The sequence below is a fragment of the Yersinia alsatica genome, from assembly GCF_902170305.1.
Lineage (GTDB): Bacteria > Pseudomonadota > Gammaproteobacteria > Enterobacterales > Enterobacteriaceae > Yersinia > Yersinia alsatica.
Genome location: NZ_CABHWW010000023.1, coordinates 242,770 through 254,185 on the forward strand (window position 1 = coordinate 242,770; position 11,416 = coordinate 254,185).

The following is an 11,416-nucleotide window of genomic DNA, read 5'->3' on the forward strand; positions in this document are numbered from 1 at the left end:
TACAGGTCATTGATGGGGTACTCTTTGCTCACTGGTATCAAGCTCCGCGCTAACCCTACATCCAATCAAAAACTGGTATTAAGCCAGTGGATGGGCTGTGCGCGTAGCATTTGGAATGCCAAAGTGGATGAGGAAAGGTATTACCGCACTTTTGCAAGGAAGTATTACCCGATTGGTACTTACGCGCCGCTTGATCAAAAGACATCGCAGTTTAAATCGAAAGAACTATCTCCTTGGCTATACCAGTGTCCTAGCCAAATACTCCGCAATAGTGCTGTTAACTGGTATCAAACCTATCAAAAGTTCATGAAAGGCGCATGTGGACGGCCAAAGCGCAAGCCAAAAACCGACAAGGGAAGCATTTATCTTACCCGTGAAGTATTCCATTTCGACCGTTGTGAAGATGGTAATTTACGCCTGTTTATTGGCACTAAGACTAATAATATTGGTTATTTATCGTTTAAAGCGCATCGTAAGTTTGAGATCCCTAATTCGCTGTATGTGCGTAAAGAGCGCGGTCAATACACGGTGTCTTTCTGTTATGAGAATGGAAAGAATGAAGTTGAGCTATCGAGCAATGCTGAACACTTGGCGTTTCTGCAAGGCTCAACAAAAGAGTATCTGGAAGAAAGCGTTATCGGTGTAGACAGTGGTGTTGCCATCCCTGCTCATGCTGGCTCAATGACGTTCGACTTCTGTGACAATCAGAAAAAGAAGATGACCAAAGTTGATCGCTACATTAAGCGACTACAACGCAAGTTGGCGCGTCAAACTAAAGGCTCAAACCGCAGGAACAAAACTAAGCACCGTATTGCTACGCATCACGCTAAAAAGGCGAACATACGTAATGACTTTGCGCATAAAACAAGTCGTTCATTAGTCGATAGTCAAGCTAAGGTTATTGTGTTCGAGGCGCTAAGTACCTCACGCATGACGCGCAAGCCAAAGGCAAAACAAAACGAGCAAGGCCGATATGTGTCAAATAAAGCCAAACAAAAGGCAGGGCTAAACAAGTCTATTCTGAACGTTGGTTGGCACATCATAGAAACCTACACCAAATACAAGGCTTACCAAGCGGGTAAAGCCGTATTCAAAATCCCTGCTCCGTATACCAGTCAGGAGTGCGCTCAGTGCGATCACACTCACCCCGACAACCGAAAATCACAAGAACTCTTTGTGTGCGGCAATTGTGGCAATACTGACAATGCAGACAACAACGCATCATTGGTCATTAAGAAACGGGCAATTAATCTAATATTAGACACTGGAACGGTGTTGTCTGACGATGGAGTTCTAAGAACTCAGTCAGATAGTGGACGTGGAGGCAATCGTAAGACTAGCCGAGCCAAAAGCTCGACTAGCGGTGTCCAACGAAGCGTCAAAAAAGAAAAGCTAGCGGCTTAGGCGGTTATCTTGGAAGCTCGCTGCTTTAGCTGCGAGTAGTTCACTACTGGGGCGAAATCTTCGTCTCTGCCCGCATCATTGAATTTGGCATCACGTTCGAGCGCTTTCTTAAAGATCCATGGAAGCACTTGATGTCCTGTGGCCAAGAGTCTGCCCCAGACGCGATTGCTGAAGGGATGCTGCCATTGCTACCAGCCCAGGCAGAAGTTGCTAGGCGCATTCGGGAAAGTGAGCAACGAGTCCCGATGTCTACAGAGTCGGACAAAGGGGGATCTCATCGCGGTAACATCGTGGTGCCACTGGTTCGGGTAGCGCATTGATAGCGGCTATCAGCATTGGCACGAAACAAGGTCTTCACGCTCATGACTCAGCGGCAATTGTAATCCAGATCAAAAAGTTGCCGCTTACTCTTCCCTACAAAACAATTTGTGATAGGATGACACCTAATAAAATTAATTAGGTTGAAGCCTATTCAGTGTTTTATGGTCATCTGTTCAGCTTCAACCGGTAGAGACTGCTAAGTCATTGCGGATAAAGAGCAGCATTGAGTGACACTATTCAATGTGATTACGCGATGTCTGACCGTACTTTATAAACAGAGTTTTAAGAAACTGGTTGAATTGGATAAACAAGACGCATGACAAATGATGGTCTGAAACAAACAGTAGTGGCGAAGTCAGATCGGCTTTCGCAGATAGCGCAGTTGCCACAAGCAACAAGGGATCGCATTGCCCATATCGATTTCACCTTATTGTTTAAGGGAGAAGCGGTACGGGCAGACTTAGTAGATCGGTTCAGCATAGCTGCTGCACAAGCAACGAAAGACTTCACAATGTACCGAGAGCTTGCGCCAGGCAACATTGAGTATGACCAAAAGCTCAAATTGCATAAGCGTGGTGAAGCTTTTGAGCCCTTGTTCGACTACGACGTTGTGAGAACACTGGCAACCATTAGCCAAGGGTACGGAGATGGCTTTACTGGAAAGGTAAAACCACCCCTTGCTTGTGAGGCGCCTTATCACCTTAACAAGCCAAGTTTATCGATAGTAGCGAAGGTCACCGAGGCCATACACAAAGGCAAAGCCTTGAGTATCACCTATGTGTCGTTATCGAGTGGTGAAACAACGCGTGAAATTGTGCCGCATACGCTGGTGGACAATGGCCTGCGTTGGCATGTTCGTGGTTTTGACCGCAAGCATAATGAGTTCCGTGACTTTGTGTTGACCCGAATTAAAGCAGCGGGTGTGCTTGAGGATTCCACTTTGTCTGAAACGGAGCTCGAAAGCCAGGACAGGCAATGGAACCGATTTGTGGAGCTTGAGTTAGTACCACACCCACGCATAGAGCACAGCGAAGCGATTGAACTGGATTATGGTATGACGGGCGGCGTTCTAAAGCTTGAGATTAGAGCTGCAACTGCTGGGTATTTGCTTCGCCAATGGCATGTGGATTGTTCCAAAGCACACAGCCTTCAAGGCACTGAATACCAACTTTGGTTAAAGAATACTCCGACACTCTACGGGGTCGGAAATTTGAATTTAGCTCCAGGATTTAACGAATGATGTTCGACGACAGTGAACATTGTGTAACCCATAAACGAATTATGACGAATTAAAAGCAGGAATTAACAAATGACAAGTTTACAACAACGTGCCGAACTTCAACGCCAAATATGGGCGATTGCCAACGATGTAAGAGGCTCAGTGGATGGTTGGGATTTTAAACAATATGTACTGGGTACGCTGTTCTACCGTTTTATCAGTGAAAACTTTGTCAACTACATCACAGGCGGAGATGAGAGCGTTAATTATGCTGCCATGTCTGACGATGATGAAAACATCAAGTTTGCGAAAGAAGATGCCATTAAAACCAAAGGCTATTTTCTTTACCCTAGCCAGTTGTTTAGCAATGTGGCGGCTAATGCACACAAAAACGAAAATTTAAATACGGATTTGGCAGCAATTTTTGCTGCAATCGAAAACTCAGCCAATGGCTACGATTCAGAAAAAGACATCAAAGGCTTGTTTGCGGATTTTGATACCACCAGTAATCGTCTGGGTAATACGGTAGAAGCAAAAAACAAACGCCTGGCAGCCGTGTTAAAAGGCGTGGCAGGTTTAACCTTTGGTAATTTTGAAGACAACCAAATTGATTTATTCGGTGATGCCTACGAGTTCCTGATTTCAAACTATGCCGCCAACGCGGGTAAATCCGGTGGCGAATTTTTCACCCCTCAGCACGTTTCAAAATTGATCGCGCAGCTGGCCATGCACGGCCAAACCAGTGTGAATAAAATTTATGACCCGGCGGCGGGTTCGGGCTCGTTGCTTTTACAAGCTAAAAAGCACTTTGATGCGCATATCATTGAAGATGGTTTTTTTGGCCAAGAGCTCAACCACACCACTTACAACTTAGCGCGTATGAATATGTTTTTGCACAACATTAACTACGACAAGTTTAATATTCAGTTGGGTGATACCTTAACAGAGCCACATTTTTTGGATGACAAGCCGTTTGATGCCATTGTCTCTAACCCCCCTTATTCGGTGAAATGGATTGGTAGCGACGACCCCACCCTAATCAACGACGACCGCTTTGCGCCCGCAGGTGTACTCGCCCCAAAATCAAAAGCAGACTTTGCTTTTGTATTACATGCGCTCAGTTACCTATCAAGCAAAGGCCGTGCAGCGATTGTTTGCTTCCCCGGTATTTTTTACCGTGGTGGTGCTGAGCAAAAAATTCGCCAGTACCTAGTAGATAACAACTACGTTGAAACCGTGATTTCACTGGCACCAAACCTGTTTTTTGGCACCACCATTGCGGTGAATATTTTGGTGCTGTCTAAACACAAAACCGACACCACCACCCAGTTTATTGATGCCAGCGGTTTGTTTAAAAAAGAAACCAATAACAACGTACTGACTGAGCAGCACATCGAAGACATCATGAAAGTGTTTGCCAGCAAAGAGGACGTGGATCACTTTGCCAAATCCGTTGATTTGGATGTTATCGCAGGCAATAGCTACAACCTATCGGTGAGCAGTTATGTGGAAGCCAAAGACAACCGCGAGCTAGTGGACATTACAGAGCTTAATGCAGAGCTTAAAACCACTGTCGCTAAAATTGATGCACTTCGCAGTGATATTGACGCCATTGTGGCGGAAATTGAAGGTGAGGAGGTTGAGTCATGAGTCAGTTGAACTATTTAGAGAAACTCTTGGATGGGGTTGAGGTTGAATGGAAGCCAGTCGGCGAAATATTTGATCTAAAAAATGGATACACACCTTCTAAAGCAAACTCTGCGTATTGGGCTAATGGGGAAGTTCCGTGGTTCAGAATGGAGGATATTCGTACGAATGGTAGAGTTCTTAAGTCTGCTATCCAAAGCGTTTCAAAATTAGCGGTAAAGGGGAAATTAATTCCTGCCAACTCACTAATAATGTCTACAACCGCAACACTTGGTGAACACGCTCTTATTGAAGTGCCATTTCTAACTAATCAACAAATAACGAGCTTTTCATTTAATGACGAATATAGAGAAAAAGTTGATGTTAAGTTTATGTTTCACTATTTCTTCAAGTTCGGTAAGTGGTGTGCTGAAAATGCCAATAAAAATGGTGGTATGGGAATCATTAGCCTAGGTAAACTGAAACAGTTTCAAATCCCCATCCCATGCCCAAACAACCCAGAAAAATCGCTGGCAATACAAGCTGAAATAGTGCGCATTCTGGACGCATTTACCGCCATGACCGCCGAGCTGACAGCCGAGCTTAACATGCGGAAAAAACAATACAACTACTACCGCGACCAGTTGTTGAGTTTTGAAGAGGGTGACGTTGAGTGGAAGGCGTTGGGGGAGATTGGTCACATCGTGACTGGCCGCACTCCAAAGTCGTCAGATAAGTCTGCATGGGGTAATGATGTTGATTTTGTAACCCCCAGCGATATCAAGAACGGGATGCGAAACATCGCATTTCCAAGTCGTCGTTTATCAGCTGAAGGAGCAGCTTCGATGTCAAAAGTTCTGCTCCCTAGTGGCTCATTGCTAGTCACGTGTATCGGCGCTGATATGGGTAAGACAGTAATTAATGCTAACGACTGCATCCCCAATCAACAAATCAACGCAATTACATTGACCGATGATAGCGTTCAAGTCGGCTACCTATTCCACGTTCTGACTGCTATGCGTGAGGCACTGCGTCGGCAAGGGGAGTTGGGCGGAGGAACAATGCCACTCATAAATAAAAGCGACTTTTCAAAGATTGTTGTTCCGATTCCTTCGCATGAAGAACAGAACCGAATAGCTACAATCCTCGATAAATTCGACGCTCTCACCAACTCAATCACCGAAGGTCTGCCCCGCGAAATAGAACTCCGCCAAAAGCAATACGAGTATTATCGTGACCTATTGTTAAGCTTCCCTGCTTGTCCGGCAGGCGGGCCGAAACCTGAAGAGGCAGCTTAATGGCCTATCAACCACCGTTTACCATCACCAGCGATATTTTGAACTTGGTGGCACAAATCAGCCAGCAGGTGGGTGAATTAAACGCCAGCCAGCTCAATGCCTCGCCGCAACTGCGCAAGCAAAACCGCATTAAAACCATTACTGGCACGCTGGCCATTGAAGGCAATAGCTTAACTGAAGAACAAATCACCGCCATTGTTGAGGGTAAACCTGTGCTGGGCAGCGTGCGTGAGCTAGCCGAGGTAAAAGGCGCGATTGCCGCTTATGATGCACTGCCTACCTTTACACCTAGCGCCATTGACGATTTACTCACAGCTCACGGTTTAATGCTGTCAGATATTCTTGTAAATGCCGGTGAGTTTCGCAGTAAAGGCGTGGGTATCCATAAAGCTGGTGTGGTGCACCATGTTGCGCCGCCTGCCCATCAAGTATCTGGTTTAATGGCCGATTTGATCCAATGGCTTAAGCAAACAAAAGATCACCCATTGATCGCCAGTTGTGTATTCCATTACGAATTTGAGTTTATTCACCCCTTTGCCGATGGTAACGGTCGTATGGGGCGGTTATGGCAAACGCTGATTTTATCCAAGTGGCATCCGTTGTTTTTATCTTTGCCGCTAGAAAGTGTGATTAAAGACCATCAGCAAGCCTATTATCACGCCCTTGAGCAGGCCGATAACCAAGCAGACAGTACGCCGTTTATTCATTTTATGTTGTCGGTTATTCAGCAAACGCTGGCGCAAAACGCCTCTGTAAGCGCCCCTCTAAAAGAAGGTAAAAACGCCCCTGTAAATACCCTTATCAATGTAACGGGTCTTAAAACGCCTGAGGCTATTTTAGCATTGCTCAGTAACACGCCCGAGCTGACCCGACAACAACTCGCTGATACCTTGAATAAAGACGTTAGAACCATTGGTCGCGCCATTAGCAAACTACAAAAAGAAGGCAGGTTAACTCGGGTAGGTTCAGATAAAACCGGCCATTGGCAAGTAATTGAATAATGCGATGCAGTGGCTGGTTCCATTTTGGAAAACACCACGGCTAACAAAAAAGGATGTAAACGAATGACGACTTATAAAGCGGTGGCAGAATCGAACAACTTTATTGTGTTAGATAAATACACCAAAGACTGGAAAGTTGCAGAAAACTTTCAAAGCGAAGGTGATTTAGAACGTGAGCTGATTCAGGACCTAAGCAACCAGGGCTATGAGTATTTATCGGCACTAACCACGCCCGATGCCATGCTGGCGAATGTGCGCAAGCAGCTACAAGCCCTTAATAAGGTCGAATTTACCGATGCCGAGTGGGCTCGCTTTTGCGAGCAATACCTGAACACACCAAGCGACAATATTCTTGATAAAACTCGCAAAGTGCACAGTGACTATATTTTCGATTTTGTCTTTGATGATGGCCATATAGAAAACATCTACCTGTTTGATAAGAAGACCATTGCTCGTAACAAAGTGCAGGTCATTAAGCAGTTTGAGCAAACGGGAAGCCATGCCAACCGTTACGATGTGACGATTTTGGTCAATGGTTTGCCTTTGGTGCAAATTGAACTGAAAAAGCGTGGTGTGGCAATCCGCGAGGCGTTCAACCAAATACATCGCTACAGCAAAGAAAGCTTTAATGCAGAGAACTCGTTGTACAAGTTCTTGCAGCTGTTTGTGATCTCTAATGGCACCGACACGCGCTATTTTGCCAATACCACGAAGCGAGACAAAAACAGCTTCGACTTCACGATGAACTGGGCAAAATCTGACAATACACTGATCAAGGATTTAAAAGACTTTACCGCCACTTTTTTCCAGAAAGAGACCTTGCTTGAAGTGATCTTGCGTTACTCGGTATTTGACGTCAGCAATACCTTACTTGTAATGCGCCCCTACCAGATTGCGGCCACTGAGCGCATTTTATGGAAGATAAAGAGCGCGTTTAATGCTAAGAATTGGAGCAACACCGAAAGCGGCGGGTACATTTGGCACACTACCGGTTCAGGAAAAACACTCACTAGCTTTAAAGCGGCACGTTTGGCCACCGATTTAGACTGTATCGATAAAGTCTTTTTTGTGGTGGACCGAAAAGACCTCGACTATCAGACCATGAAAGAGTATCAGCGGTTCTCGCCTGATAGTGTGAACGGTTCAGACAGTACCGCAGGGCTAAAAAGCAACTTGGATAAAGACGATAACAAGATTGTTGTTACCACCATCCAAAAGCTCAACAACTTAATCAAAAGTGAAAGCGATTTAGCGATCTACAACAAGCAAGTTGTGTTTATTTTTGATGAGTGTCATCGAAGCCAGTTTGGTGAAGCGCAGAAAAACCTGAAGAAGAAATTCAAAAAGTACTACCAGTTTGGCTTTACCGGTACGCCAATTTTCCCTGAAAACGCCTTGGGTGCTGAAACCACGGGCAGCGTGTTTGGCCAGCAGTTGCACACGTATGTGATTACTGATGCCATTCGTGATGAAAAAGTACTCAAGTTCAAAGTGGACTATAACGACGTTCGTCCGCAATTTAAGAGCATTGAGACTGAGCAGGATGATAAGAAGCTTAGTGCGGCGGAGAACAAGAAAGCGTTCTTACATCCAATGCGCATTCGTGAAATCTCGCAGTATATTCTGAACCATTTCAACCAGAAAACGCATCGAGCCTATTCTGGTGCCAAAGGGTTTAACGCCATGTTTGCGGTCAGTAGTGTTGATGCTGCGAAAGCGTACTATGAAACCTTTAAAACATTGCAGGCCGAGGCCGAAAATGGACCTACAAGTAAACCTCTGCGTATTGCGACTATCTTCTCATTTGCAGCCAATGAAGAGCAGGACGCCATTGGTGATATTTTAGATGAGAGCTTTGAAGTTAGCGCGATGAACAGCAGCGCTAAAGAGTTTTTGAGCGCCGCGATTAACGATTACAACGCCATGTTTAAATCTAACTATGGCGTGGACAGTAATGGTTTTCAGAACTACTACCGTGACCTTGCCCAGCGCGTGAAGAATCAAGAAATTGATCTGCTTATCGTGGTCGGTATGTTTTTAACGGGCTTTGATGCGCCTACGCTCAATACCTTGTTTGTTGACAAGAATTTGCGCTATCACGGCTTGATGCAGGCGTTTTCTCGCACCAATCGCATTTATGATGCAACGAAGACCTTTGGCAATATTGTTACCTTCCGGGACTTGGAACAGGCAACCATTGACGCCATCACCTTGTTTGGTGACAAAAACACCAAAAACGTGGTGTTGGAGAAGAGCTACAAAGAATACATGGAAGGCTTTAACGATATTGCTACTGGCCAAGCGCGTCGAGGTTTTGTTGATATCGTAAAAGAGCTGCAAGAACGCTTTCCAAACCCAGAAAATATTGAAAAAGAACAAGATAAAAAAGAGTTTGCCAAGCTCTTTGGTGAATACCTCAAAGCAGAAAATATTTTACAAAACTACGATGAGTTTGCTGGATTAAAAGCGCTGCAAAGCTTAGATACCAGTGATGAACAAGCTGTTGAAGAGTTCAAGTCAAAGTACTATCTAGACGATGCTGACATCGAGGCAATGCAAACCATCGATATGCCAAGCGAACGTGCTATCCAAGATTATCGCTCTACTTACAACGATACCCGTGACTGGTTGCGACGCGATAAAGAAGGTCAGGACAAAGATAAGTCAACGGTAGACTGGGACGATGTGGTCTTTGAAATTGATTTGCTTAAATCTCAGGAAATAAACCTCGATTACATTCTTGAGCTTATTTTTGATCACAATAAGAAGAACAAGAGCAAAGAAGGCTTGATTGAAGAAGTTCGTCGTATGATCCGCGGTAGCCTTGGCAATAGAGCGAAAGAGAGCTTGGTGGTTGATTTTATTAACCAGACAAACCTAGATGAGATCAATGACAAGGCCAGCATTATCGACGCTTTCTTCAAATTCGCCCAGGCGGAGCAGAAGCGCGAAGCCGATGCCATTATTGCCTCTGAAAAGCTCAATATCGATGCTGCCAAACGTTATATTGCGTCATCACTCAAACGTGAGTACGCCTCTGAAAATGGCACTGCACTTAATGAGGCGCTGCCCAAACTTAGCCCATTGAACCCACAGTACCGAACCCAGAAGCAAACGGTGTTTCAGAAAATTGCCGCTTTTGTTGAAAAATTCAAAGGTGTGGGTGGGCAGATATAAGTGTTATTACGTGCTGTTCAGGAACGAAGTCAAATAGCGCAAGCGTCTGAAATTTATTGATTTCTAGGCTGGTTATCTTTTACGTGGAAGGTGAATTAAAAAATGGAAAATGAAAACATAGTAAGGTTTTTGTCATCAGACATAAAAAGGAACTCCGCGTCTTCGAAGAGAGAGCCAATCGAAATTGATCTTTCTAATGATGACTTAGATGACGAGCTGGCCACATTTTTTCGTTTTATCAATAAAGTTTTGGATACTGATAACTTAGTCATACTGGCTGGTTCAGGCACGTCTTTAACATTTAATACGCTTTCTCAGCAGAACAAAGCGCCTATCGCTCCAAGTATGTGGCACCTTTGGGACTATTGTAAAAAAGCAGATGAGAATCTTTTCCAATTGGTTTTGAAGGCAACAAATTATGATGCCCTTCAAAAACATCGTGAAGCAAACGGTGATGCAAAGCCAGACATTGAACTATTATTGTCTCTTTGCGATTCTTCTTTAGCCGTTGGGAACCTTTCAAATCAAAGAACTAATCAAGTAAGTAAGTTCCTTGAGCAAGCCAAAAACATAATTTTAGCTAAAACTACCTTTACTGAATCGATCCCTGAATCAGACTGGGTTAGTCATGATAAATTTATGCGTGCAGTAGGTAGAAGGAGTGCTCAGCAACAACGACTTAAACTTTTCACGACTAATTATGACTTGGCTTTTGAGCACGCTGCATCAAATACTGGTTTTGTTGTTATTGATGGTTTTGAGTTTTCTAACCCCTCTTTTTTTAATCCTATGTGGTTCAAGTATGACATAGTGAACCGTGGGCACTCCAAGAGCAGTGAAGGCGCATACATATCCAATGTGGTTCAGCTATACAAGATGCATGGCTCTGTGGACTGGAGAAAATTTAACGGCAGAGTTAGAAAGCTAGGTGCTGATAGCAAAATTGGTGAACCTGTTTTTATCTATCCAAGCAGTAGCAAGTATCAGACATCTTATGATTCTCCTTACTTAGATATGATGACTTCTTTTTTGGAAGTAGTTAAACAACCAAAAACGGCTGTATTGTGTCTAGGTTTTGGTTTTAATGATAAGCATATAAATAATGCGCTAACTATGGCGCTTAGGACTAATCCTGAGTTTATGCTGATGGTTGCAACGAAAGACCCATTCAGTGTAACGGGTTCATTTAATAATGAGATTAGGAATCTGCTAATGGCAGCTATTGACCATGGGGATGGCAGAATCGCGATAATGGATTCAACGTTTAAACAGTTTTCTAGTCTACTACCTGAACGAAGATCAACAACTCCCGAGGATGAACTCTTCAAAGCATTTGAGAAAATCACAGCGAGTATTAAATAAGGGAGACT

General features: G+C 44.2%; 8 protein-coding genes. All 8 read left to right on the plus strand.

Going from position 1 to position 11,416, the window contains the following annotated elements; genetic code table 11:
• Positions 1-24: 24 nt before the first annotated feature.
• The 8 genes from FTA96_RS12760 to FTA96_RS12795 all read left to right on the plus strand — a co-directional run bounded on the left by FTA96_RS12760 (position 25) and on the right by FTA96_RS12795 (position 11,408).
• The gene (locus FTA96_RS12760) at positions 25-1,404 is read left to right on the plus strand and encodes an RNA-guided endonuclease InsQ/TnpB family protein (protein WP_145573951.1); all 1,380 of its coding nucleotides are present in this window, start codon (positions 25-27) and stop codon (positions 1,402-1,404) included.
• 131 nt (positions 1,405-1,535) lie between these two features.
• Entirely contained in the window at positions 1,536-1,724 is a 189-nt protein-coding gene (locus tag FTA96_RS23845; RefSeq protein ID WP_453894816.1) for a hypothetical protein, read from the plus strand.
• Positions 1,725-2,041: 317 nt separating this feature from the next.
• Positions 2,042-2,965, plus strand: a complete 924-nt coding sequence (locus tag FTA96_RS12770; protein ID WP_145573954.1) for a WYL domain-containing protein — start codon at positions 2,042-2,044, stop codon at positions 2,963-2,965.
• 69 nt (positions 2,966-3,034) lie between these two features.
• Entirely contained in the window at positions 3,035-4,594 is a 1,560-nt protein-coding gene (locus FTA96_RS12775; RefSeq protein WP_145573957.1) for a type I restriction-modification system subunit M, read from the plus strand.
• A complete protein-coding gene (locus FTA96_RS12780) occupies positions 4,591-5,868 on the plus strand; it encodes a restriction endonuclease subunit S (RefSeq protein ID WP_145573959.1) in 1,278 nt (425 codons plus the stop codon). Before FTA96_RS12775 ends, FTA96_RS12780 begins: the two co-directional genes overlap by 4 nt.
• Positions 5,868-6,869 carry a Fic family protein gene (locus FTA96_RS12785; protein ID WP_145573960.1) on the plus strand — a complete coding sequence of 334 codons (1,002 nt, stop codon included), beginning with the start codon at positions 5,868-5,870 and terminating at the stop codon, positions 6,867-6,869. Before FTA96_RS12780 ends, FTA96_RS12785 begins: the two co-directional genes overlap by 1 nt.
• A gap of 63 nt (positions 6,870-6,932) precedes the next feature.
• On the plus strand, positions 6,933-10,046 hold the full coding sequence (locus tag FTA96_RS12790; protein ID WP_145573962.1) for an HsdR family type I site-specific deoxyribonuclease: 3,114 nt from the start codon (positions 6,933-6,935) through the stop codon (positions 10,044-10,046).
• 102 nt (positions 10,047-10,148) lie between these two features.
• Positions 10,149-11,408 carry an SIR2 family protein gene (locus FTA96_RS12795; protein WP_145573964.1) on the plus strand — a complete coding sequence of 420 codons (1,260 nt, stop codon included), beginning with the start codon at positions 10,149-10,151 and terminating at the stop codon, positions 11,406-11,408.
• Positions 11,409-11,416 lie beyond the last annotated feature (8 nt).

Coding starts and splice junctions, on each gene's coding strand:
- FTA96_RS12780 (WP_145573959.1), top strand. CDS start 4,591: ATGAGTCAGTTGAACTATTTAGAGAAACTCTTGGATGGGGTTGAGGTT.
- FTA96_RS12785 (WP_145573960.1), top strand. CDS start 5,868: ATGGCCTATCAACCACCGTTTACCATCACCAGCGATATTTTGAACTTG.
- FTA96_RS12790 (WP_145573962.1), top strand. CDS start 6,933: ATGACGACTTATAAAGCGGTGGCAGAATCGAACAACTTTATTGTGTTA.
- FTA96_RS12770 (WP_145573954.1), top strand. CDS start 2,042: ATGACAAATGATGGTCTGAAACAAACAGTAGTGGCGAAGTCAGATCGG.
- FTA96_RS23845 (WP_453894816.1), top strand. CDS start 1,536: ATGTCCTGTGGCCAAGAGTCTGCCCCAGACGCGATTGCTGAAGGGATG.
- FTA96_RS12795 (WP_145573964.1), top strand. CDS start 10,149: ATGGAAAATGAAAACATAGTAAGGTTTTTGTCATCAGACATAAAAAGG.
- FTA96_RS12775 (WP_145573957.1), top strand. CDS start 3,035: ATGACAAGTTTACAACAACGTGCCGAACTTCAACGCCAAATATGGGCG.